Below are 23854 nucleotides of genomic sequence, written 5' to 3' on the forward strand. Positions count from 1 at the left end.
GCCCTCAAAGATTATCCTTCTAGCAGGCCTTCATCGATGAGGAAATCCTGTGCCACGGCGGTGTAGTCCTCACCGTCGACGTCCACGCGGGCATTGAGCTCCTGCATCTTCTCATCCGTCAGGAGTTTCGCGAGGGGAGCGAAGAGATCCTTGATCTCTGGGTATTCTTCCAAGACCTCGGTGCGCACAACCGGGGCGAGGTTGTACTTGGGGAAGAAGAGCTCAGGGTCCTCCAGCACGGTGAGGTTTAAGGACTTAATGCGGCCATCGGTGGCAAAGATGGAACCGAGGGTGCACTCGCCCTTATTCAAGGCGGCATAGACGGCGCCGGAATCCATAATCCTGATGCGGTCGCGCGGTGGTTGTTCAATGCCATAGCTATCCAACATGGTAAGCAGGCCGTCATTGCGGGCTAAGAATTCGCTATCGGTGCAAAAGGTCTGCTCGTTGGCGGGAACTCCCTTGATATCGGCCAGCGATTCGAGGCCGTACTGTGCGTGGGACTGCTCGCTAATGGCCAGCGCGTACGTATTATTCATCGGCGCTGGGGGTAGCCAGGTAAGTCCATGGTCCTTATCGGCCTCCTTCACTGCCTCGTATTGCTCCTGCGAGCCGGGGACCGGATCGGCGTTGCCCAGGTAGGTAATCCAGGCGGTACCGGTGTATTCAAACATGGAGTCCATATCGCCGACCTCCAGCGCTTGGCGCGCCGAGGTAGAGCCGGGGATATTGGTTAGGTCCTTTACGTTGGCACCTGCGGATTCCAAGAGGATGGCACCAATCTTGCCCAGGATGACCTGCTCGGTGAAGTTTTTGGAACCGATGGAAATATTGGCGCCGTCCAAGTCGATATCGGCCAGGTCGCCCTTTAACTGTCCGCTCGGGATGAGGCCACCGGCGGTGCCGAGGCCGCACCCAGCGAGGAAGAAGGTGCTTGCGGCGGCAAGTGTTGCGAGGAGGCGTTTCATTTGATCATTCCCTTCGGGGCGAAGACAACCTCAAGAACGCGGCCCACCCATTCGACCGCTAAGGCTAAGGCGGCGATGAGGACCGCGCCAGAGATGAGAATAGGGTTGCGGTAGAGGGTAATACCGGTGGTAATCAGCCCGCCGAGGCCGCCGGCATCAATAAAGGTGGCAAACGCACCGGCGCCGACCAAGAGCACCAGGGAGGTGCGGATGCCGGTCATGATGACCGGCAGGGCCATGGGCAGCTCGACCTTGGTGAGCACTTGGATTGGTGACATGCTGAGGCCGTAGGCGGCCTCGACAAGCTGCTTATCCACACCCCGCAAACCCGCAATCACGTTGGCGAGCACCGGCAAGAAGGCATAGAACCAGAGGCCGAGGACGGCCACAGGCTCGCCAAAGCCGAGCCAGATGGCCAATAGGACGATGACACCGACGACGGGCGCGGCCTGTCCAATATTCGCGATGCTGGTGATAATCGGCGCCATGAACTTGGTGGACTTGCGCGTTAGCACGATGCCCAGCGGCACGGCCGTGGCGATGACCAGCAGCGCGGAGATGACCACGAGGACTAAATGCTCGCGGGTCATGGTGAGCACAGAACTAATCTGCAGGGTGCGCTCTTCAATATCATCCAGCTCGGCCGTGGCGTGCCAGATGAGCCAGCCGCCCACCGTGAGTACGACCAGGATGGGGATGCCGATGATAAGGAGGCGGTCTTCACCGGTCAGGCGCTTAAATTTCTCCACCGGAATCCACCTCCTGGTCATCTAAAGCCTCTTGGGCGGCGGCATTCATCTGCTGGATATAATCCGTGACCGTTTCGTAGTACAAAACGCCCACGAATTCACCGCGGCGGGTAACAAGCGCGCCGCTGTGGGAGGAAGCAAGCATGGCGGACATGGCATCGCTTAGCGTAGAGTGCGCATCCACAACGGAGTTGAGCTCGAACTGCGGCTCCGGAATGGTCTCGTAGCGCTCGAGCTGGCGGGCGAAGATCCAGTCGCGGGGATGGCCCTTGTCATCGACGATGACCACCATTTCTTCGCCGGCTTCGCGCAGGCGCGCTAGGGCCTCGGTTGTGGATTCACCGATGCGCGCGGTTGCCTGATCCGCAAGCTCCAGCTCGTCCGCGCGGCGCAGGCTGAGCTGCTTTAGGGCAGAGCCGGAACCAATGAAGTCGGCCACGAAGTCATTCGCGGGCGCGGCGAGGATATTTTCGGGCGTATCGTACTGGCTGATCTTCCCGCCCGGCTCAAAGATGAAGATGCGGTGGCCCAGCTTGATGGCCTCATCGATATCGTGCGTGACGCAGATGATGGTCTTTTTCAGCTCGGACTGGATATTGACCAATTCATCCTGCAGGCGCGTGCGGGTGATGGGGTCGACCGCGCCGAAAGGCTCGTCCATCAAGACCACCGGCGGATCCGCAGCTAGGCCGCGGGCGACGCCGACGCGCTGTTGCTGGCCGCCGGATAGCTCGCTGGGGAAGCGATCGCGGTAGGTTGCAGGATCGAGCCCGACCATATCCAAAAGTTCATCGGTGCGCTGAGCAATCTTATCGGCCTTCCACTTCTTCAGCTTGGGCACAAGCGCAATATTATCCGCGACGGACATGTGCGGGATGAGGCCGCCGCCTTGGATGACGTAGCCAATATCGCGGCGCAGCTGCGTGGGATTTTTCTTGGTGGCATCCTCGCCATCGATATAAATGGTGCCGCGGGTCGGCTCCACCAAGCGGTTAATCATCTTTAGCGAGGTGGTCTTACCGCAACCAGACGGGCCGACGAAAGCGACCAGCTCGCCTGCCGGAATTTCGAAGGAAAGGTCCTCCACGGCGGGGGAGTCTTGGCCCGAATAGGCCTTGGTGACGTGATCGAAGACAATGCTGGCACCGCTATTGCTCGCGTCCGCAGAGCGTGTGGATGATGCGTGCGTTGAATCGGACATTCTTAGATACCTTTCGGGGTGGTCAATTTTTGGATTCCTGCGAGAATCGCATCCACAATGAGCGCAATGATGACGACGCCGATGGTGCCCACCAGCGTGAAATTAAGTGCGTTGGTGCCGCCGATTTGGCTGAGCCCTGAGTAGATATATCCACCCAGTCCTGGGCCGAGCGCGTAGGCGGCGATGGCGGCAACACCCATAGACATCTGGGTGGAGACGCGAATGCCGGTCATAATCACCGGCCAGGCCAGCGGCAGCCGGATGCGGAAGAGGATAGCCGTCGAGCTCATGCCCTGCCCGCGGGCGGATTCGATGACATCGTCGCTGACAGTGTGCAAGCCGACGATCGCATTGCGCAGGATGGGAAGGACGGCATAAAAGACCACGAGGGCAACCGACGGTATGGTGCCGATGCCAAACAGCGGGATGGCAAGACCAAGGAGCGCCAGCGATGGCAAGGTCAGGCCAATGGAGGTCAAGGCATTAGCGATAGCCGCACCGCGCGGGCGCTGGGCCACAAAGATGGCAATAATCAACGCGATGACCAGGGCCACGGCAACTGATTGGATGACAAGGCTTGCGTGCTGGTAACTGCGGAAAAGGATATCCTGCCAGCGCGCAGCGATAAATTCGTTCATTTCATCACCTAAAAGAAAGAGAATAGGGCGCAGGGAAATTTATTAGGGGCACAGACTCTCTGGTCCTTCCTCTGCGCTGATGATGTGCTTCTAGCGTACAAGCCTTTTTACGCGCGAAACAATAGCGTGACAGGCTGGGCACAAAACCGGGGGCAGTGAGCACGAGGTAATACCGGTCTTAGTGGCGGCCTAGAAAAACAGCACTTGGCCGATAAGTGCCAGGGCAGCGGTAATAGCTACCACTGTGACGATGCGGTTCAGGCGCTTGGTATCGATGAAGTGGTTGAGGTAGTTGGCAATGAATAAGCCGACGACTACTAACGGGCTATAGGCCGCGGCGGCGTAGACCTGTGGCTGGGTCACCTGGCCATTAAAGCCTAGGATGATAAGGGACATGACGGTACCGATCACAAAGGTGCCGGCGAGGCTGCCGCGCGTGCGCTGTGGGTCGAAGCGCTTCATAATCAGCGCCATCGGTGGGCCACCGATGGAGGTAGAGGTTCCCAGGAATCCGGAGGTAAGGCCGGCAAGAACGGTATTGCGCCTGGTGGGCTCGGGGCTCCAGCCGAGGCTGGAGAGGGACATCGCCAAGAGCACGGCGCAGCCGATGAAGATGGAAAGGCCATCGTGTGAGAGGGATGCGATTGCCCACGCGCCGGCGAACGAGCCCGGAATGCGGGCGATGACGGATATGCCGACCAAGCGCCATGAGGTTTCGCGGTAGGTTCGCGCCAGCGTGTAGATGGAAATGCACAGCGCGAGGAGCAAGATGAGCGTGGGGACTAAATCCGGGCGCAAGAGCGCGATGATGGGAGTGGCGATGGTGCCGAGCCCAAAGCCGATCGAGCCCTGAGTGATAGTGCCGACCAAAATGAGCACACCAATAAAGATGTAGACCCACGCGTCTGAAGAGATTCCCAAGAACATGATGGAAGGCAAGTATAGGGCACTTGGCCTAGAGCCGGGCGGTTACTTTCTCATTCGCTGCAATTTCATCCAGGCGGGACGCGGGGCAGAGTCCAGCGACGATGACGGCGGAGCCGCCGGCCGCTAAGGGCTCGAGGACGGCGCGGGTGAAGGAAGATTTATCGCTCCACCCGGTAGATAGCAGCCGCTCGGCGCAGCCGGGCGGGGTCACCAATTCCGGCAGGGGCTGGGTTTCACCAAAGTACTGATCTCCATAAAAACGGACGGTGGGGCCGAAGTCGATGGCACCGGTGGGCAGTTCCCCGCCGGATTCAACGATGCCGCGGCCAAAGGGGTCGTCGCTGATGAGCACGATATCGGCCTGCGGCTGGTGCTCTTGGGCGGCGAGGTAGCGGGAGGGGGAGGTAAAGACGACATCGGCAAGCGCGGCCGATTCACCGAAATCAAAGCTGGGCCCGGCGGCGAGGGCGCCTAAAGCAATGACGGCGGCCTGCCACGAGGTGGGCACGTCGATGGCGATGGTGGAATCCGGCTCCAAGTCGAGCTCTTCTTCCAACATATTGGCGATCTTGGCCACCCAGTTATCGAGCGTCTGGGCGGAAAAATCCATGCGCGCGCCGGTGGATTCGTTATAAACAGTCAGCCGCGGGGTGGCGGCATCGGCGTTTAAAAGATGGGCGAGTAGTTCCATACCCGCCCATCGTAGGCCAGCCTGCTTAGTTCACGCAGCGCGGACCGTCGCCGCCGGCGTCGATTTCAGGGGCAACCTTGTTGGCACCGAAGTCATTGCCCGGGGTTCCTACCAGGTCGGTATCTTCTTCGGCCGCGGATTCCTCGGCGCTGGCTTCCTCATCGGAAGGGCCCTGGTAGTCGTCGGTGGCCACGACGAGCAAGGTATTGGCATCGAGCTGCGGGTTTTCTACCACCGGTAGGCCACCGAGCTTTTCCGCCAGCTTCTTGGCATCTTCGCTCTCCGGGTCTGCGGCAACGACCTGGGACTCAGAGTAGATGCCGGGCTGGGCATTGGCGGAGCGCTCGACGGTATAGCCGGTGTTTTCCAGCCAGGTGCCGATGCCAGCGGCCAAGCCATCGATATTGCCGGCATTGAGGACGTGGACCTCGTTATCGGAGTTGATATCGGCATCATGCTCCGCTGCGTTTTCGGCGTTTTCCTCCTTGTGGGCCGCGTCTTCTTCAGCTTCCTCGTGCGACATGGCCAGATCCTCCATGAAGCGGTGGACCTCATTGGTATCGATGGTGACGATGGATTCGCCGTAATCGCCGCGGCCATCGATGGAGGTCACCGGAATGGTGGTAAAGGTGACATTGCCGCCGGCCAGGCCTGCTAGCTGGGTGACAAAGCCCATGATGTCCCAGCCGTCATCGATGACCACGGAGCGCTCCACGGCCTTGGCAATCTTGGAGAGCTTGGATGGGCTGGTCAGAGTGTCATTATCGAGCACCTTATTGACCAGCGAGGCCATATACGCCTGCTGGCGCACGATGCGGTCGAGGTCACCGCGCGGCAGGTTATAGCGCTGGCGCACGAAGGTCAGCGCCTGCGCACCGTCGAGGGTTTGGGTGCCCTTGTGGAAATTGGCGCCGGACATCTCGTCCTCAACGTCCTCGTTGAGGCAGACCTCGACGCCACCGACGGCATCAGTAAGCAGCGTAAAGCCCAGCAGGCCCACCTCGGCGTAGTGGTCAATGGATACGCCGGTCAGGGAGTGCACCATCTTCAGCAGGCCTTCGCGGCCGGCTTCTACGCCGCGCTTTTCGATGTCCTTATCCGTATACGGTGCCTTTTCGCCCTGCGCCTCCGCCTGGGCGTTTTCCTGCTGGAGCTCTTGGACCTTGTCGTTTTTGTGCGAGGCGTAGACGGCATTGATCTTCATATTGCCGTAGTCCGGATCGTTGACATAGGTATCGCGCGGAATGGATACCGCGGTAGCGCGCGAGCCGTCTTCCGGAATGCGCACGAGCATGATGGTGTCGGTGTTTTCCTCGCCCTCGGCAACGCCGGCGTGGAGATCCGCCAGCTCCTTTTCAGAGAGCGGATTGCCCTGGGCATCGGTGCGCGAGTCCTTGCCTACGAGCAAGATATCGGCGGCGCCGTCCAAGGAAGGATCGGATAGACCATCCTCGCCCAAAGATAAGTCTGAGGCGGAGGACATGCCCGTATCCAGGCGCCCCACCGTGGCGTAGCCCACGCCGGAGACAGCTAGGATGAGGGCAGAAATAACAGCCACGATGGTTTTGGTGGCCGTGGAACCCTTTTGCTTAACCGCGCTAGCGGCAGAGGGCGCGGGTTGGATATTGCGCGCCCGGCGAGTGTTCTCAGAAGTCACAAGTGAAGGCTTTCTACTTTCCGGGGATCTGGAGACAGTTTAGGGGAGATCTCGCCAAAATTAGGGATCCGTGACCAGTTTCGCGCAATTGAACAGTGTCTGTCTCCGGACACAGCCCCTGGCGTGACTAAGCTTGGGGTCCATTGTGACTACTGAAACTACAGCTCCGCTCGCCATTATCACCGTGACCTATAACCCCGGTGAGTACTTGGCGCGCTTTATAGGCTCCCTGCCGGACGCCAGCGACCAAGGCGCCCAGGTGGTGCTGGCGGATAATGGCTCGACCGATGGCATCCCCGAAGCCGCCGCGGCGGAAAGGGAAGGGGTGGACTTCCTCGATACTGGCGGCAATATTGGCTACGGCGCTGGCATGAACGCCGGCGCGCGGTGGGTGCGGGAGAACCGGCGCGTAGACGATGAGTTCTTCCTTATCTCTAACCCGGATGTCACCTTTAGTAAAGGCGCGATTGACCAGATGATCGCGTGCGCGCGCCGCTGGCCGGATGCTGCAGCGGTAGGCCCGCGCATCGTGGAACCAGACGGCAGCAATTATCCGTCCGCCCGGTCGGTGCCGAATATATCCACCGGCATCGGCCACGCGCTGTTTTCTAACCTGTGGCCCTCTAATCCGTGGACGCGCACGTACCGCAATGATGCCGATATGTCCGTCCAACGCCCCGCCGGGTGGTTATCCGGATCCTGCCTCTTGGTGCGCTGGGAGGCCTTCGATGCCATCGGCGGTTTTGATGAGCGCTACTTCATGTACTTGGAGGATGTGGACTTGGGCGATCGCTTCGCGCGCGCCGGGTATCAAAATATTTTCTGCCCGGAAGCCGTCATTAGCCACGCCAAGGGGCATTCCACCCAGGCGCACGCCGGGGCGATGCTGCGCGCGCACCACAGTTCCGCGTACCGCTTCCAGGCGGACCGCCACCCGGCGTGGTGGCAGGCCCCGCTGCGCGCCGCGCTGTGGCTGGGCTTGCGGGTGCGGGGAGCGGTAACGGCCGCTCGTGCCAGTACCGCCAAAGATTCGGAAGCCTGAAGCGCGTGCCGTTGACCTGGTTTCTGGCCGCGGCCGCATACACTGACCCTCGAAAAACCTCAGAATAAGATTGTCTGCATACAAAGGATGACTATGACTGAAGCAGCCACTACTTATGGTGCCACCACCGATGCGGTGATTTTGGTGGGCGGGCGCGGAACTCGCCTGCGCCCACTGACCATTGGTACGCCCAAGCCCATGCTGCCGACGGCGAACTACCCGTTCCTGCAGCACCTGCTCGCCCGCATCAAGGCAGCGGGCATTGAGCACGTGGTGATGTCCACCTCGTACAAGGCAGAGGTTTTTGAGGAATACTTTGGCGATGGCTCTGAGCTTGGCCTGGACATCGAATACGTGGTGGAAGAAACCGCGCTGGGCACCGGCGGCGGTATCCGCAACGTCTATGACAAGCTGCGCAATGACACCGTCATGGTCTTCAACGGCGACGTGCTCTCCGGCATGGATCTAGAGGGCATTTTGACCACGCACCACAACAAGGGTGCCGATGTCACCATGCACCTGCTCAACGTGGCGGATCCGCGCGCCTTTGGCTGCGTGCCCACGGATTCTGAGGGCCGGGTCACGGCCTTTTTGGAAAAGACCGAGGATCCACCAACCAACCAGATCAATGCCGGCTGCTACGTCTTTGACCGCTCCGTCATCGAATCCATCCCGGCAGGCCGCGTGGTTTCGGTCGAGCGTGAGACCTTCCCGGGCTTGCTTGCCGATGGCCGCCTGGTCGTCGGCCACGTCGATAACTCCTACTGGCGCGATATGGGCCGCCCCGATGACTTCACCCGCGGTTCCTCCGACCTGGTGCGCGGCATCGCGCCATCGCCGCTCTTGGAAGGCCGCACCGGCGAATCCCTCGTGGAATCCTCTGCGGGTATTGCCGGCGGCGTGCTGCTGCTATCTGGCACCGCGGTGGGCCGCGGATCCGAGGTGGGCGCCGGTTCCCGCCTCGAGGGGACCGTGGTCTTTGATGGCGTGCGCATCGAACCAGGCGCCATCATCCACAACTCCATCATCGCCTCCGGCGCGCATATTGGCGCCAATGCGGTCATCGAAAACTGCGTCATTGGCGAAGGCGCCCACGTTGGCGCCCGCTGCGAGCTCGTGGACGGCATGCGGGTATTTCCTGGTGTGACCATCCCCGATGCCGGCATTCGCTTTAGCTCTGACGCCTAAAGCACCCACCACCTACCCTCCGCACCGCTTTCAGCTCGGCCACGAGCGCGGTGTGGAGGGCTTTGTGATCCCTGCCCGGCTGAGATTTTGGGAGACACGCCGACACTTCCTGAAAATTGTTGACAGAAAAACCGGGCACCACTATATATAGTACCCCCTACCTATACCCCCGGATAGCACCGGGTGTTACTAATGTGACGGATGGGGATCGTGTGCAGCGTTTTTGCGATAAAGCGCGAAAAAGGCACTAATTCAGGTTGACGATATTTAGTGATCCGGTGTGAAATTACATCAGTGCAAGAAACGGCGACCGACACACCCGTTTTTACGGATTGGCTCGAGGATTGACGGCGATTCAGCCGCACTTCAGCCTCGTGTACAGTCGGTTGCATTGATTAGGATTACCCAACCTCGGAGAAAGGAAAAGGCGTGGACAAAATGGCTAATAACAACGCCATTCTCCGTGGCGGTGCTGCTGCAGAGGTATCGCTCGATGAACTCTTCGGTGCCGTCGAGCAGGAGTGGCAGGATCAAGCGTTGTGCGCGCAGACGGATCCAGAGGCATTCTTCCCCGAAAAGGGAGGTTCCACCCGTGAGGCAAAGCGTATCTGCCAAGCCTGCGCGGTGCGCGATGAGTGCCTGGAATACGCGCTGGAGCACGATGAACGCTTCGGAATTTGGGGCGGGCTTTCGGACCGCGAACGCCGCCGCCTCAAGCGCGAGATTGGTTAATTAAGTTGTGTGTGCTCTAGCCCTTGGCTGCGACCTACGTGGTGTGGCCAAGGGCTAGAGTTTTCTCTGTGGTGCGAAAAGTGTCCCTACCAGCTATAGCGCGGGTCTACCTCCTCTGGGGCGAGGTTTAAGTAATTGGCCACCAGGGCGGTAATGACCGTGCCGAGGAGCTCTGCGCGCTCGGCGGAGGTCACGGCACGCTGCTCAATGGGCATGCGGAAGATAACGAGCCGGGCGCGGGTAGGGCTACCAGCGGAATCGACACCGGCGGGCACGATGCGGCCGAGCGGCACGGGGCCATCGGCAATGATTTCATCCGGCAGCACCGTCATATCCGCCGAAAGGCGCATGCGCGGGATGGTGTCTACCGCAAGGTCGAGCCCGCGCAATTGCGGGGCGAAGGCGTGCTGAATGGGTGCGTAGGCCTCGAGGATGGCGGCATCGAAAAGCTCGCGGGCGCTGCGGTAGCGTGGGGTTTGCTGCGGCAGAAGGGGCCCGTGCAGGCCGCGCCCGTGGCGATCGTGGGCGGGGCGGATATGCGGGCGGGGGCGAGCAGCGGTCATGGCGTTGATTCTAAAGCTCTAAGGTTGCGCAATAAGTGCAGCCACGCCGGGGAAGTACTATCTAAATCTCAACCAAGGGTTTAGACTAATGCGCGTGACTGAATCTCGCCATTGCTCCCGCCCAGGCTGCGGCCGACCCGCCGTGGCGACGTTGACCTACGCATACGCGGATCAAACCGCCGTGGTTGGCCCGCTGGCAGAAGAGGATAACCCGCACAGCTGGGATCTCTGCAGCACCCACCGCGACCGCATCTCCGCGCCGGTGGGCTGGGAGCTGGTGCGCGTAGACCGCATCGAGCTCGACGAGGATGACGACCTTATGGCCCTGGCCCAGGCGGTCAAGGAAGATGGCAGGGTGACCACTGGGCTTGTCGATGACCGCAGCGCCGGCTCCGGGGCAGATCCCATCGATTACGCCGCCACCTTCGATGGCGCTGATCCCGCCAATTCCAATCATCCGGTATTTCGCACCCGCCGCGTGGCCTATGCCAAAAAGGCCCGCCGCGCTCACCTGTCCGTCGTTCCTGATGCGCAGAGCGAAGATAATTCTGCCGAGAGGCAGGACACGGACACCGAATCTGATTAAAGCAAGGGCGCTGAGCACAGCGCCTGAGAAAACTCGCGCTACCTAGCCGCAGACACGGAAGGAGCACTGCGCTAGTTGCCCGTAGGCAGGGAGTATTATTGCGAGGTATGCGAACTCGTGAGCATCTTGATGCAGTGATTAAGGCCTATGACGTCCGTGGCGTGGTGGGCGAAGATATCGATGAAGACTTCGTGCGCGATACTGGCGCCGCCTTCGCCGCAATCCTGCGCGAAGAAGGCGAAAACACCGTGGCTGTAGGCCACGATATGCGCCCGTCTTCTCCCGCGTTGGCGCAAGCCTTTGCTGAGGGCGTGGTGAGCCAAGGCCTCCATGTGACGCTTTTGGGGCTTACCTCTACCGATGAGCTCTACTATGCGGCGGGTTCTATGGAGTGCGCGGGCGCGATGTTTACCGCCTCCCACAACCCGGCGAAGTACAACGGCATCAAGCTCTGCCGCGCCGGTGCCGTCCCCGTGGGGCAACAGACTGGGTTGGAAGAAATCAAGCAGATGCTTATCGATGGCACCCCAAGCTACGACGGCCCTAATGGTGCCATCGCCGAGCAAGAAATCCTGACCGGCTACGCGGACTTCCTGCGTCACCTCGTGCCGCTGGAAGAATCCAAGCCGCTGGTCGTCGCCGTCGATGCCGCCAATGGCATGGGCGGGCACACGGTCCCGGCCGTTTTCGATGGCCTGCCCTTTGATGTCCGCGATCTCTACTTTGAGCTCGACGGCACCTTCCCCAACCACGAGGCGAACCCGCTGGATCCCAAGAACTTGGAGGATCTGCAGAAATTCACCGTAGAGCAAAACGCCGATATCGGCCTTGCCTTCGACGGCGACGCCGACCGTTGCTTCGTGGTGGATGAAAAGGGCCAGCCGGTATCGCCGTCTGCCATCTGCGCGCTGGTGGCCAGCCGCTACTTGGATAAGTTCCCGGGCGCGACCATCATCCACAACCTGATTACCTCCAAGACGGTGCCGGAGCTCATCGCGGAAAAGGGCGGTACCGCCGTGCGCACGCGCGTGGGCCACTCCTTCATTAAGGCCCAAATGGCCGAGCACACGGCGGCCTTTGGCGGCGAGCACTCCGCGCACTACTACTTCCAGGAATTCTGGAATGCCGATTCCGGCATGCTGGCCGCTATGCACGTCCTGGCCGCGTTGGGACAGACGGATAAGCCGCTCAGCGAGCTCATGGCGGAATACTCCCGCTACGAGGCTTCCGGGGAGATCAACTCCACCGTGGCGGACCAAAAGGCCGCCACTCAGGCTGTGCTCGATGGGCTGGCGGATAAGATCGAATCCGTCGATGAGCTCGATGGCGTTACGGTCGAGCTCAAGGGCACGGACGCGTGGTTCAATGTGCGCGCTTCCAATACCGAGCCGCTGCTACGGCTCAACGTTGAGGCGAAGACCTCCGAAGAGGTTCAGCAGATCGTAGACGAGGTCCTCGCCATCATCAGGCGCTAATTACTGGAGTTACTGAATTACTGCGCGCGGGAGTGGGCGACCATGTCTTCCCACTCCACGTACTTCTTTCGCTCGCGGCCTTCGCGCTCGCCCAAAGCGCGCTCAGCGGCATCGAGGCGTTGCCAATCCTGCCAGGTGAGGTAGTCGATGCCCTTATCCGCGAAGGCCTCGGTGATATCGCCGGCGGTGGGGGACGGTAGGGTGCCCGCGGCGGCATCATCAAGCAGCATGCCAATGGTTTCGCTGGCATCGGACTTGGTATTGCCAATCAGGCCCACGGGCCCGCGTTTTACCCAGCCGGTGGTGTAGAGGCCGGGCACGATGGCGCCCTCTTCGTCGATGACGTGGCCGCCGTCATTGTTGATGACGTTTTTCTCGCTATTAAATGGCACGCCGTCCACGGCGTCCGAGCGGTAGCCCGTGGCAAAGTAGACCGCTTGCACTGGCCACGTGGTGAATTTACCCGTCCCGCGCACGCTGCCATCGCCGGTCAGCTCGGTGCGCTCCGTTTTAATCCCGCTCACCCGGCCGTTCTCACCGAGGATCTCCACCGGCTGCTCAAAGAGATGAATCTGCAGCGTATGCGGGGCCTTTTTGGGATCGCGAATGGCATATTGCTCAAGAACCTGGCAGACCAAATCCGTGGACTTGCTGGAAGCGCGTGCCTCTAGCGAGGCCTCATCGTAATCAATATCTTCGGGGGAGACGACCACATTGATGTTATCCGAGTGGTCGAGCTCTTTGAGCTCTTGCGGGGTGAACTTGGCTTGGGCGGGCCCGCGGCGCCCGAAGACGCGTACGGTCTCTGCCTTATTTTGTGCCAGCGAATCGTAGACATTATCGGCGATCTCGGTCACCTTAAGTTCATCGCCAGTCTTGGCCAAGATACGCGAGACGTCCAGGCCCACATTGCCCACGCCGATGACAGCGACCTCGCTGGCGGAGAGGTCCCATTCGCGCTCAAAGCGCGGATTGCCGTCATAGAAGCCTACGAATTCACCGGCGCCGTGCACGCCCTGCAGCTGTGCGCCGGGGATATCGCGGTGGCGATCGCCTACCGCACCGGTGGCAAAGACGACGGCATCGTAGTGCTGCTGCAGCTCGTCCACGGTGATATCGCGGCCGATGTGCACGTTGGTAAGCAGGCGAATCTGCTCCGTGTCCAATACACGGTGCAGGGATTTAATGATGCCTTTAATGCGTGGATGGTCAGGGGCCACGCCGTAGCGGATGAGGCCGAAGGGAGCGGGCATCTGCTCAATGAGATCGATGTGTACATTGCCACCGGTCTTTTTCACCAAGATATCGGAGGCGTAAATGCCAGCGGGGCCGGCACCGATGACGGCTACGTTTAAGGGTTTATCTGACACGGTAATTTTGCCTTTCTTGTCTGCGTAGTCTCCCGCGGTGGGATGAAGGGAACGGGCCCTCGATAAATATGCGTAAATAGACCAATTAGTCTAATTCTCGTGGGCGAGCGCGGGATTTCTCTTAAGAGAGTGAACCGTATGGTCTGTTTGCGCACAAGCGGAATAATTAGATTCTTTATTAAACCTTCTCAAAGTGCAGGTCATAGCTTTGGGAAAAGTGAAAATAAAACAGACCGCTTTGTCTGCAATCTATAGACGGGTAGGTTTTCCCTCAATACTTTGAAAGGGAGGTCTACACCACATTATGGCTACCGCAACAACGACCAAACGCAAGCCACGCGCCAATAAGCCCGAGGGCCAGTGGAAAATCGACGGTAAAGAACCGTTGAATAACGATGAGGCCATCAAACAGGATGATGGTGGTCTCTCCGCTAAGCAGCGCGTGATAGACATCTACTCCAAGCAGGGATTTTCCTCCATCCCGCCGGAGGATTTAGCACCGCGCTTTAAATGGTTAGGCCTGTATACGCAGCGCAACCAGAACCTGGGCGGGGAGATGACCGCCAAATTATCTAACGCGGAATTGCAAGATGAATACTTCATGATGCGCGTGCGCTTCGATGGCGGCCGCGCCGATCCAGCCAAGCTGCGCGCGGTGGGAGAAATCTCGCGCGATTATGCCCGCTCCACCGCGGACTTTACGGACCGCCAGAATATTCAGCTGCACTGGATTCAGATCGAAGACGTACCCACCATCTGGGACAAACTCGAATCTGTGGGCCTGGGCACCTTGATGGGGTGTGGCGATGTGCCGCGCGTCATCTTGGGCTCGCCGGTCGCGGGAGTGGCCGAGGATGAAATCATCGATGCCACCCCAGCCATCGAGGAGATTAAGAATAATTACTTACCGCGCGAGGAGTTCCATAACCTTCCCCGCAAGTTCAAAACTGCTATTTCCGGCAATGCGCGCCAGGACGTGACGCACGAAATTCAAGACGTTGCCTTCGTCGGCGTCAACCACCCCGAATATGGCCCCGGCTTTGACTGCTTTGTGGGCGGGGGACTATCCACCAACCCGATGCTCTCGCAATCCTTGGGCGCGTGGGTGCCACTCGAGCGCGTGCCGGAAGTATGGGCCGGTGTAGTCAGCATCTTCCGCGACTACGGCTTCCGCCGCAACCGCAACCGCGCGCGGCTGAAGTTTTTGGTGGCTAAATGGGGCATCGACAAGTTCCGCCAGGTCCTTGAGGAAGAGTACCTGGAGAAGCCGCTTGCCGATGGCATCCCGCTCGAGGTTAATCCCGGCAGCCGCGATCACCTGGGCGTGCACAGGCAAAAGGACGGCAAGTTCTACGTCGGCGTAAAACCCACCGTGGGCCATGCAACGGGCGAGCAGCTCATTGCCATTGCCGATGTCGCGGAAAAATTCGGCATTTCGCGCATCCGTACCACCCCGATGAAGGAATTGCTCTTCCTCGATGTGGAAGAAGACGATATTCCGGCACTTTCGCGCGCGCTGGATGAAACGGGCCTGTATTCCCAGCCCACGGAGTTTCGCCGCGGCGTCATTTCCTGCACTGGGCTGGAATTTTGCAAGTTGGCGCACGTGACCACGAAGGCCCGCGCCATCGAATTGGTGGACATCCTCGAAGACACCCTGGGGGATTTGGACGTACCCATTTCTATCGCACTCAATGGCTGCCCCAATGCGTGCGCGCGCTCCCAGGTATCCGATATCGGACTTAAAGGTCAGATCGTCACCGATGCCGATGGCAACCGCGTCGAAGGATTCCAAGTCCACCTAGGCGGTGCCCTCGGCCTTTCTCCCGACTGGGGCCGCAAGCTCCGCGGACACAAGGTCGTAGCCGATGAGGTACCGGACTACGTCATACGGCTGGTCAATAAATATAAGGAACAACGCGAAGAAGGCGAGCAGTTTCGCCACTGGGTACTGCGCGCCGAGGAGGAAGATCTGCAGTGAATTTCCGCCGTAAACCTAATCCCAATCGCAATCACCCCACCTTTTGCCCTTACTGCGCCGGCACCGATCTGTTCCCGGATGAAGAAGACGACTTTGCCTGGAATTGCCAGGAATGCCTGCGCGTATTTTCGGTCCGCTTCCACGGCCAAGACGATGCCCCCGTGGCACCGGCCCCGGCCGTTTCTTCCACCGAAGCCCTGCAGCGCTCCCTAGCCCGCCGCGGACACTCCACGGCTCCGGTGGATTAAGGATGCACCATGACCACACTCATCACCTTGTCCCACGGCTCGCGCCACCCGGGCGCCGCCGCTGGCATTGAACGGCTCACCCAGGCCGCTGCTGCCGCGATACCAGCCCGCCCTGCTTATCGGGCGGCGCACCTAGAGTTCAATACTCCCGATCTCACCGCAGCTGCGGTCGACCTCGCCCGTTGTGGGGAGGATACGGCCGTAGTCATTCCATTGCTCTTTACGCAGGGCTACCACCAGCGCGTTGACGTTCCCCGCGTTATCGCTGCGGCCGAACAGGCCTCAGGCCTGCGCTTGGTGCAAGGCGAGTGCTTAGGCGGAGGGCGCGCCGCAGAGCATGGCGTACGAGATGTGGGCAGGCGGGAAGCCGCAGAAGCGGACCTGGCGGCGGTGCTCGCGGCACGCGCAAGGCCGGAAGATACCCACCACGTCATCTACTCCGTCGGTTCCTCTGATGCTGCGGCCAATGACTCCATCCGCAGGCTTACCGCTCGGGTTTCTCAACTCACTGGCGTCCCCGCTACGGCCGCGTTCGCCACCCGGGGTGGCAGCAATGACATCCATGCATTGGCGAGGAGCACTGCGCGAATGCGGGTTATCCCGCTCTTTGTCACCGCAGGACTGCTCCTTAAACCACTGTCATCTACCCCCAGCAATGTCACCGTCGATCCCGTTCTTGGTACCGATCTCGCTGGCATCGTTGCTGCTCATTATCACATCGCCCAGGAGGTCGGTGTCCCATGCTAACCCTGATTTTAATCGCCGTGGCCGGTGCGGCCGCCCAGCTTGTCGATGGCGGCATCGGCATGGGCTTCGGCGTCACCTCAACCACCATCCTTCTCCTGGCGGGCCTTGGGCCCGCCCAAGCATCCGCCGTAGTCCACACTGCGGAGCTAGGAACCACCGCAATGTCGGGCTTGAGCCACGCCCGTTTTGGCAATGTGGACTGGAAAACCGTCTTCCGGCTGGGTGTGCCGGGTGCCATCGCGGCGTTTATCGGCGCCACCGTGCTCTCCAATATCTCCACCGATGCGGCAGCCCCGATTACCGCGCTCATCTTGGTGGCCATCGGCAGCAACCTCATCTGGCGCTTTTCCCGCCCGCGCCGGGCGAAGTTCGTGCAAAAACGCAGCCATTCCACCCCATTTTTGATCGGTCTCGGTTCCGTCGGCGGATTTGTTGACTCTACCGGTGGCGGCGGCTGGGGCCCGGTGTCTACCTCGACGCTCATGGCGATTGGCCGCGAGCAGCCCCGCCGCATCGTCGGCACGGTAAATACCGCCGAATTCCTGGTCACACTGGGTGCCACCCTCGGCTTCGTCGTTGGATTGTGGCAGGATATCGTCGCCAACCTCTCCGCCGTGCTGGCCCTGCTCATCGGTGGTTCCATTGCCGCCCCGATTGCGGCCTGGGTGATTTCCCGGATTGAGCCGGTCGTCCTCGGTGGCCTCGTGGGTACGGCCATCGTGGCTCTCAATATCGGCAAGGTCTTAGGCGGGCTAGAAACCTACTTCGGGCTGACGGCACCGGGTTTTGTCTCCCCGCTGCTCATGGTCGTGGTCCTCGTCGTGGGCATTTCCGCCACCATCCACGGTGCGCGCGCTACCCGGGCAGCCCGCGCAAGGGAATTGGAAGCCGAAAACGCCGAAACCAAGGCGCACGCGGAATTTCATGCCGCAGGCTTTGCCCACAGCGCGACCGGTGCCTCCAAGGGCGAAAGCGCCGTGGAGGAATCCGCACCGCAGGCGGATAAGGCCTAATCCCCGGCTGGGTCGAGGCCGGCAACCTCGCCAATGACATAGACGGCGGGGGAGGAGACGTTATTGTCCTTCATTGTCTGCGCAAGGCGTTCTAAATCGCAGCGAAATTCCCGCTGCGTATCCAGGGTGCCCTCTTGGATAATCGCGCACGGTGTCGACCCAGCAAGCCCGCCTTTCTGCAATGCCCTGGCAATCGCCGGGGCATTTTTCACGCCCATGATGATGGACAAGGTCGCGCCGGACTGGGCCAGGGCGTGCCAATCCACCAGGGACTTCTCGTGGCCAGGCGGCAGATGCCCTGATACGACGGTAAAGCCGTGAACCATTCCGCGCTGGGTGACGGGGATGCCAATGCCCGCGGGCACGGAAACCGCGGAGGTCACCCCTGGAATGACGGTGGTGGGGATAGATGCCTTGGCTAGGGCCTGTACCTCTTCAAAGCCGCGGCCGAACACGAAAGGATCGCCGCCCTTCAGCCGCGCTACCTTCCGCCCGGCTTGGGCGTGCTCGATGAGCAGCTCGTTGATCTTGTCCTGGGTAATCGACTTCTTGTAGGGCAGCTTGGAGACATCGATAAGCTCCTTGGCTGAAATATCGCAGAGCTTATCCAACTGCGGGGCAGGGCCCAGGTGATCGGTCAAGATGACCTCGGCCTCCTGTAGGGCGCGCATGCCGCGAACCGTAATCAGGTCCCACGCGCCGGGGCCGCCACCGATAAGGGATACGGGGTGAATCTGTGCGGACGTCATGCCGCACCATCATAGTGGGAGCCAGACTATGCTTGAGCGATATGGATAACGGTTTCACTGAGGGTTCCGCCTATGACACCGAAACGGTGCGATTTTTTGATGTCGCCCACGAGGGCGCGCAGATTCGTCTGCTCGCCGGGCAAATGGAGCGCTGGGGTGAGATCCTCAACGGGCTCAATCCGCGCTCCCTGGTCATCTTGCCCACCGATGCCATCGCCCGCGAGGCAGCGCACCTCGGCGTCGGCTTGGCCGAACCGCTGCGCATCCCGCTGGTGGTGACGGAATCGCTGCCGCAATACGTGGGCGCGCTCGATATCGTCGTGGCGGTGGGCGAGCCCGCAGAATGCGATTGGGCCTCCCGCGCGCTCATTGCGGCGAGCCAGCGCGGCGCCACCACCATCCTGGTGGGCCCGGCAAGCGGCCCCTTGGTAGAGGATTGCCCGGAAGACACCCTGATTGCCCCGTCGCTTCCCACCGCAGAGGGCTGCTCGCCGGCGCGATTTATCACGGCCCTGTACGCGCTGTGCAGCATCGTTCATACCTCCCCGCGCGCGGTGTGCGAAGAATTAGAGGACCTTGCCGCCGCCGTGGACCGCGAGATCGAGCAGCTTTCGCCAGAGCGCGATGATGCCATCAATCCCGGCCGGCAGCTGCGCGAATACGCCGAGGGCGCGCGGATTATCCACTCCTGCGTCATCGATCCCTACGCGTATGCCGAGCGCCGCGAGCGCGTGCACATCGATACCTTGGTCGCCCGCATGGCAGCAACCATCTGGGCCGTGCACGGGTTGCCCGGCACCTTTGTCGAGCCCGCTGACCTGCGCGGCGCACTCGATCGGGGCGCTGAATCCAGTACGGCGCCCGCGTCTGCCGATGACCTTTTCTACGATCCCTTCATCGACGGTGCTGGCGCGGATACACCTTTGATACCCTTGAAAGTGATTTTCTGGGGGCAGGAAGAGGCGAACCTGCCCAACTCGCTTGCAGTCCGCAGCACCGACCCGGAACCGGGCCTTGGGCATCTTGCCCGCTCACTGCAGCTTATTACGCGGAGTTTTGCCGCGACCGCCTACGAGATTTCTAAAGGATAGAAATAAATGCAATTACTGGAAGGCGCTACCCGCAACTACTCGTGGGGTTCGCGCACCCTCATCCCTGAGCTGCGGGGCGAAGAAGCCGCAGAAAAGCCGGTGGCTGAACTCTGGTTTGGCGCCCACCCAGGCGATCCCTCCACGGTGGATGGCCAGCTTCTCAATGAGGTTATTGCGGCGGATCCAGAAGGCCAGTTGGGCGCTCGAGTCTATAAAGAATACGGCGAGAACCTGCCGTTCCTGTTGAAGATCCTCGCCGCCGAAGATCCGCTGTCTTTGCAGGCCCACCCGTCTAAGGAGCAGGCCGAGGAGGGTTTCGCCCGCGAAAACGAGGCGGGCATTGCCCTGCAGGCTGCAAACCGCAATTACAAGGACGATAACCACAAGCCGGAACTTATCGTGGCGCTGTCGGATTTCTACGCCATGGCGGGTTTCCGTCCCCTGGCACAAACCCGCGAGCTCTTTGCCGCCTTGGAATGCCCGGAGCTTGAGCGCTACCTGGCCATGCTTGACGATGACCCCGCGGAATCCTCCGAGTCCGCCAACCTCCGGGTGCTTTTCACCACGTGGATTACGATCCCTTCGGCCAAGCGCAAGGAGCTCATTAAGGCCATCGTTGCCGCCGGCGAGCGCCTGATTGCCGTCGATCCCAAGGATTGGAAGGCGCGGGTCATGGCTACGGTGGTGGACCTTAATGACCGCTATCCTGGCGATATCGGTGTGCTTGGTGCGCTCTTGCTCAACCACATCGAGCTTGCCCCGGGCGAGGCCGTCTACCTTGACGCCGGGCAACTCCACGCGTATGTCTCCGGGCTGGGCGTAGAAATCATGGCCAATTCCGATAACGTTTTGCGCGGCGGGTTGACCCCGAAATTCGTGGATGTGCCGGAGCTGGTCAAGGTCTTGACCTACGCGGCCGCCACTGAGCCGCGGGTGCAGCAAAAGGATAAGCAGCACCAGGATAACGTCCACGGCGCCGCGGCATGGTCCTATCCGGTGCCCATCGATGAATTCCTGCTCGACCGCGCCGAGCTCGGGCCGGATTCTTCCGTCGACCTCGACTATGACGGCCCCACCATCGCCTTGTGCACCGGTGGGTCCCTCAACCTGCGCAATGCTGCGGGCGAGGAATTGATCCTTTCCCCGGGCCAGGCCGCATGGCTGCCGGCCTCCGACGGCATGGTTACCGCCCAGGCTCACGCTGTAGAAAAGGAAAATCCTGAGGGCAGCACGGCGCAATTATTCGTCGCCCGAGTCTAAGCGGCCTCACAACTATGCCCCCTTGCTGGAAAATCCCAGCAAGGGGGCATTTTTAGGCGCTAGCCGCGGTGAAAAGTTAGCGCGCAGCAGAAGAACTGGCGGCTGAGCTTCCCGTTGCCGGGAGATCCGTGGGTTCTTGGTTTCCTGGCTGCTGCGTAGGAACAAGCTTCTCGGTTGCCTGCGGCTCGGCGTGGGACTTATTTTTCGTCTGCTGTGTACCAGAAGGCGCGCCCGCTCCTGCACCGTGTCCCTCTGTAGTGGCATCGGGAGCCGACGGGGTGCGCTGCGTGCTCGACTCGGGACGAGGCTTGTGCGGAGCCTGCGTCGCTGGCGGCGCCGGGATACCGGATTCGGCGGGCTCCTCCGGCTTACCAGGCTTGCCGGGCTCGCCACCTTGATCAGGCTTCTCTTCGCCCGGGGCAGGGGATGGAGCCGGTGAGCTCGGTGCCTGGGACGACGGTGCTAGGTTATCCGGCTTGCTGGGGTTATCTGGGACCGCCTGCATGGTGCCGGTGCCTGTGCCGTTACCATTTTGCGGCACCTGCCCGCCCTGGTTAGACGGGGCATTATTAACGGAAGTTCCTGGCGAGTACACATTTTCGGGGCGGTACACCTTGGTAGGGCGGGTGGCCGCGTGGGGATGCGTGACGGCATTCGGCGCCAAGTATGGGTCCGTTGATTCAGGGTGCTGGTGGTCTGATTCACCGGCGCCAGAATTGGCCTCTGCGGGGGCAGAGTTTTCCGTCGAAGGCTTCTTATGCGTCGACGATGTCGTCGATTCTTCAGCGGAAGTATTTTTTGGTGCCACGGTAGAGGTAGGGGACTCATTCGCGGCGTTGGAGTAACGGGCGCTCGGCGTGCTCATGCGCCACACGCCCACTCCCACGACGACGGCGGCGATAAGGCCGAGCACGATGAAGACGTACACGCGACGTGAATCTGGTTTCATCGTGCCCTCCTTTCTTGGTTGCATAGGGTGGGTAACAAGTTGATAACGAGAGTATCATGTATTGGAATTTCCGCGACAGGCTGCGGATTCCGTGATATGTAAACAACGTGGAGATGAGAAATGGCAGTGCTTATGCAATCCTTTTCATGCCCGATTTTTCTCCGCCGGAAAAGCGTGTATAAATGGCGCTAAACCCGTCGAAGGAGTGAGAGATGAGCAGCTGGGACGAAGAGATTTTTAGCACCGATCTCAACGTGGATTTTCTAGATGAATTAGCAAACCTCGATGAAGAAGGGGTAATCCGCGCAGTACAGGATGCCTGCGAGGTGGCCCGCAGCAAGGACGATATAACCGAAGAGGAACAACTCAACGCCCACGCCGCGGCCACGATCGCCGCCATTTGGGCGGGTGCGCCGTTCAGTGCCAGCGAAACCGTTGAGGACTACCCCTATATTAGGGACTTGGTGGGAACCGTTGACGATACCTTGACCGAAAATGCCCTCGAGATCTTGGACACCGTCGAAGAAGACTACGACGTGGAACCTTTTATCGAGGCACTTTCTTAAAAACCATGTCCTTCGGTGCCAAAGGCGCCGCCACAGAGCAGAAAGGATTCTGCGTATCTCACCATGCTCATAAGCATTGAAGGCATTGACGGCGCCGGAAAAAATACGCTTGCGACCGCAGTGCGAAGCGCCCTCGAAGTCCCGGTAAGGACCATAGCCTTTCCGCGCTATGAGACCTCCATCCACGCGCAGCTCGCGCGCGAGGCGCTGTACGGAAAGATGGGCGATCTCACGGATTCGGCCTACGGTATGGCCACGCTCTTCGCCCTCGACCGCTTTGGGATAAAAGAGGAATTGCGGGCGGCGAAGGAAACCCGCGAGATAGTCATCTTGGATCGCTATGTGGCCTCCAATGCTGCCTATTCCGCGGCCCGGTTGCGCGACGATAGCCTCTTCCAGTGGGTCTACGACCTAGAATTTGGTACCTTGGGCCTGCCGAAAGCGGACCTGCAGGTGTATGTGGATACGGCGGTGGAGGTGGCATCGGCAAGAGCGCAGTCCCGGGCCGCCACCGATTCCACCCGCGAGCGCGACCACTATGAACGCGATGGGGGATTACAGGAGCGCACCGCCGCCGCCTACCGGCGCTTGGTCGAATCCGGTTGGGGTGGGCGCTGGATCGCCACCGCCGATGCGGATACTATTACGGCAGCAATTAATGACCTTGTAGGAGATTAAAACGTGGCGCCAACGATTTTGGTCGTGGATGATGATCCAGCGATCTCGGAAATGCTGACCATTGTCCTTGAATCTGAGGGACTAAACCCCGTCCCCGTCATGGATGGCAACGATGCCGTTCCTGCCTTCCGCGAGCACGAACCGGATCTCATCCTTTTGGATCTTATGCTGCCGGGCATGAACGGTGTGGATATTTGCCGCACCATCCGGCGCGAATCCGCGGTGCCCATCGTCATGCTGACCGCCAAGACCGATACCGTGGACGTGGTCTTGGGCCTTGAATCCGGCGCGGATGATTACATCACCAAGCCCTTTAAGCCGAAGGAGCTCATCGCCCGCATTCGGGCGCGCCTGCGCCGCACCGATTCCGCGGAACCGGAAATCCTTGAGGTCGCCGACCTGATCATCGACGTGCCGGAACATACGGTGCGCCGTACCGATGGCACCGAATTGAACCTGACCCCGCTGGAGTTCGATCTCCTGCTGGAAATGGCGCGCCACCCAGGCCAGGTGCATACTCGCGAGTCACTCCTGGAGTCCGTCTGGGGCTACCGCAATGCCTCCGATACTCGTTTGGTGAACGTGCACGTGCAGCGCCTGCGCGCCAAGATCGAGCACGATCGGAAGATCCGCAGATCGTGCTGACGGTGCGCGGCGTGGGGTATAAGACCGGCAAAGCCGGTGCCGGGGAGTAAGGAAACATCAGAATTCTGGACCGCGTGCGGCGCATTCGTGACGCCATAGTAGATACGCTGCGCACCTCATTGCAGGCGCGCGTTATCGGC

Annotated in this window: 24 protein-coding genes and 1 pseudogene; 14 read left to right on the plus strand and 11 right to left on the minus strand. The window is 60.5% G+C overall.

Going from position 1 to position 23854, the window contains the following annotated elements; genetic code table 11:
- Positions 1-11 precede the first annotated feature (11 nt).
- From CACC_RS03180 to CACC_RS03210, 7 genes are all read right to left on the minus strand, one after another.
- Complete coding sequence (locus CACC_RS03180) at positions 12-968, minus strand: glycine betaine ABC transporter substrate-binding protein (RefSeq protein WP_005277474.1); 957 nt, start codon at positions 966-968, stop codon at positions 12-14.
- On the minus strand, positions 965-1717 hold the full coding sequence (locus CACC_RS03185; RefSeq protein WP_208854184.1) for an ABC transporter permease: 753 nt from the start codon (positions 1715-1717) through the stop codon (positions 965-967). Before CACC_RS03185 ends, CACC_RS03180 begins: the two co-directional genes overlap by 4 nt.
- Positions 1704-2918 (minus strand): ABC transporter ATP-binding protein, encoded by a 1215-nt coding sequence (locus CACC_RS03190; RefSeq protein WP_005277478.1) that lies wholly within the window; start codon positions 2916-2918, stop codon positions 1704-1706. The genes CACC_RS03185 and CACC_RS03190 overlap by 14 nt, the downstream gene beginning before the upstream one ends.
- Before the next feature lie 2 nt (positions 2919-2920).
- On the minus strand, positions 2921-3556 hold the full coding sequence (locus CACC_RS03195) for an ABC transporter permease (protein ID WP_005277479.1): 636 nt from the start codon (positions 3554-3556) through the stop codon (positions 2921-2923).
- Between the two features lie 189 nt (positions 3557-3745).
- Entirely contained in the window at positions 3746-4483 is a 738-nt protein-coding gene (locus tag CACC_RS03200; RefSeq protein WP_005281740.1) for a sulfite exporter TauE/SafE family protein, read from the minus strand.
- Between the two features lie 28 nt (positions 4484-4511).
- Positions 4512-5174, minus strand: a complete 663-nt coding sequence (locus CACC_RS03205) for a TIGR03089 family protein (protein ID WP_005277481.1) — start codon at positions 5172-5174, stop codon at positions 4512-4514.
- A gap of 25 nt (positions 5175-5199) precedes the next feature.
- Entirely contained in the window at positions 5200-6831 is a 1632-nt protein-coding gene (locus CACC_RS03210; RefSeq protein WP_005277482.1) for an LCP family protein, read from the minus strand.
- A gap of 133 nt (positions 6832-6964) precedes the next feature.
- Between CACC_RS03210 and CACC_RS03215 the strand changes: the two genes are divergently transcribed.
- The 3 genes from CACC_RS03215 to CACC_RS03225 all read left to right on the plus strand — a co-directional run bounded on the left by CACC_RS03215 (position 6965) and on the right by CACC_RS03225 (position 9793).
- Positions 6965-7873, plus strand: coding sequence for a glycosyltransferase family 2 protein (locus CACC_RS03215; protein ID WP_005277483.1), 909 nt, complete (start codon positions 6965-6967; stop codon positions 7871-7873).
- 93 nt (positions 7874-7966) lie between these two features.
- The gene (manB, locus tag CACC_RS03220) at positions 7967-9061 is read left to right on the plus strand and encodes a mannose-1-phosphate guanylyltransferase (RefSeq protein WP_035108329.1); all 1095 of its coding nucleotides are present in this window, start codon (positions 7967-7969) and stop codon (positions 9059-9061) included.
- A 438-nt stretch (positions 9062-9499) separates the two neighbouring features.
- On the plus strand, positions 9500-9793 hold the full coding sequence (locus tag CACC_RS03225) for a WhiB family transcriptional regulator (protein WP_005277485.1): 294 nt from the start codon (positions 9500-9502) through the stop codon (positions 9791-9793).
- 86 nt (positions 9794-9879) lie between these two features.
- Here CACC_RS03225 and CACC_RS03230 read toward each other — a convergent pair whose 3' ends face one another.
- The gene (locus tag CACC_RS03230; RefSeq protein WP_005277486.1) at positions 9880-10356 is read right to left on the minus strand and encodes a metallopeptidase family protein; all 477 of its coding nucleotides are present in this window, start codon (positions 10354-10356) and stop codon (positions 9880-9882) included.
- Between the two features lie 88 nt (positions 10357-10444).
- Here CACC_RS03230 and CACC_RS03235 point away from each other — a divergent pair, with 88 nt between their 5' ends.
- Complete coding sequence (locus CACC_RS03235) at positions 10445-10942, plus strand: DUF3499 domain-containing protein (protein ID WP_023016906.1); 498 nt, start codon at positions 10445-10447, stop codon at positions 10940-10942.
- A 107-nt stretch (positions 10943-11049) separates the two neighbouring features.
- Positions 11050-12417, plus strand: coding sequence for a phosphomannomutase/phosphoglucomutase (locus tag CACC_RS03240; RefSeq protein WP_005277491.1), 1368 nt, complete (start codon positions 11050-11052; stop codon positions 12415-12417).
- A 17-nt stretch (positions 12418-12434) separates the two neighbouring features.
- Here CACC_RS03240 and CACC_RS03245 read toward each other — a convergent pair whose 3' ends face one another.
- Positions 12435-13787 (minus strand): FAD-dependent oxidoreductase, encoded by a 1353-nt coding sequence (locus CACC_RS03245; protein ID WP_005277492.1) that lies wholly within the window; start codon positions 13785-13787, stop codon positions 12435-12437.
- Positions 13788-14091: 304 nt separating this feature from the next.
- Here CACC_RS03245 and CACC_RS03250 point away from each other — a divergent pair, with 304 nt between their 5' ends.
- The 4 genes from CACC_RS03250 to CACC_RS03265 are packed head-to-tail and all read left to right on the plus strand — an operon-like array spanning position 14092 to position 17776.
- Positions 14092-15768, plus strand: coding sequence for a nitrite/sulfite reductase (locus CACC_RS03250; protein WP_005277495.1), 1677 nt, complete (start codon positions 14092-14094; stop codon positions 15766-15768).
- Positions 15765-16016 (plus strand): hypothetical protein, encoded by a 252-nt coding sequence (locus tag CACC_RS03255; protein WP_005277497.1) that lies wholly within the window; start codon positions 15765-15767, stop codon positions 16014-16016. Before CACC_RS03250 ends, CACC_RS03255 begins: the two co-directional genes overlap by 4 nt.
- Before the next feature lie 9 nt (positions 16017-16025).
- Entirely contained in the window at positions 16026-16763 is a 738-nt protein-coding gene (locus CACC_RS03260; protein WP_005277498.1) for a sirohydrochlorin chelatase, read from the plus strand.
- Positions 16757-17776, plus strand: a complete 1020-nt coding sequence (locus CACC_RS03265) for a sulfite exporter TauE/SafE family protein (protein ID WP_005277500.1) — start codon at positions 16757-16759, stop codon at positions 17774-17776. The genes CACC_RS03260 and CACC_RS03265 overlap by 7 nt, the downstream gene beginning before the upstream one ends.
- On the opposite strand, the gene cobA is transcribed toward CACC_RS03265, so the two are convergent.
- Entirely contained in the window at positions 17773-18525 is a 753-nt protein-coding gene (gene cobA / locus CACC_RS03270; RefSeq protein WP_005277501.1) for a uroporphyrinogen-III C-methyltransferase, read from the minus strand. The genes CACC_RS03265 and cobA overlap by 4 nt on opposite strands.
- Positions 18526-18566: 41 nt before the next feature.
- On the opposite strand from cobA, the gene CACC_RS03275 reads away from it, so the two are divergent.
- Positions 18567-19616: a hypothetical protein gene (locus CACC_RS03275; RefSeq protein WP_005277502.1), complete on the plus strand. Its 1050-nt coding sequence runs from the start codon at positions 18567-18569 to the stop codon at positions 19614-19616.
- A 6-nt stretch (positions 19617-19622) separates the two neighbouring features.
- A complete protein-coding gene (gene manA, locus CACC_RS03280) occupies positions 19623-20876 on the plus strand; it encodes a mannose-6-phosphate isomerase, class I (protein WP_005277504.1) in 1254 nt (417 codons plus the stop codon).
- Between the two features lie 76 nt (positions 20877-20952).
- Here the strand turns inward: manA and CACC_RS03285 are convergent, their stop codons facing one another.
- Positions 20953-21825 (minus strand): hypothetical protein, encoded by an 873-nt coding sequence (locus CACC_RS03285; protein ID WP_005277506.1) that lies wholly within the window; start codon positions 21823-21825, stop codon positions 20953-20955.
- A 212-nt stretch (positions 21826-22037) separates the two neighbouring features.
- Between CACC_RS03285 and CACC_RS03290 the strand changes: the two genes are divergently transcribed.
- The 3 genes and pseudogenes from CACC_RS03290 (at position 22038) to mtrA (ending at position 23764) form a co-directional block, all read left to right on the plus strand.
- Positions 22038-22391 (plus strand): DUF4259 domain-containing protein, encoded by a 354-nt coding sequence (locus CACC_RS03290; RefSeq protein ID WP_005277508.1) that lies wholly within the window; start codon positions 22038-22040, stop codon positions 22389-22391.
- A gap of 63 nt (positions 22392-22454) precedes the next feature.
- A complete protein-coding gene (locus tag CACC_RS03295; protein WP_005277510.1) occupies positions 22455-23069 on the plus strand; it encodes a dTMP kinase in 615 nt (204 codons plus the stop codon).
- A 3-nt stretch (positions 23070-23072) separates the two neighbouring features.
- Positions 23073-23764: pseudogene (gene mtrA, locus CACC_RS03300) on the plus strand (MtrAB system response regulator MtrA).
- The last annotated feature ends 90 nt before the right edge of the window (positions 23765-23854 follow it).

Origin of the sequence: Corynebacterium accolens (assembly GCF_023520795.1) — a bacterium.
GTDB classification, from domain to species: domain Bacteria; phylum Actinomycetota; class Actinomycetes; order Mycobacteriales; family Mycobacteriaceae; genus Corynebacterium; species Corynebacterium accolens.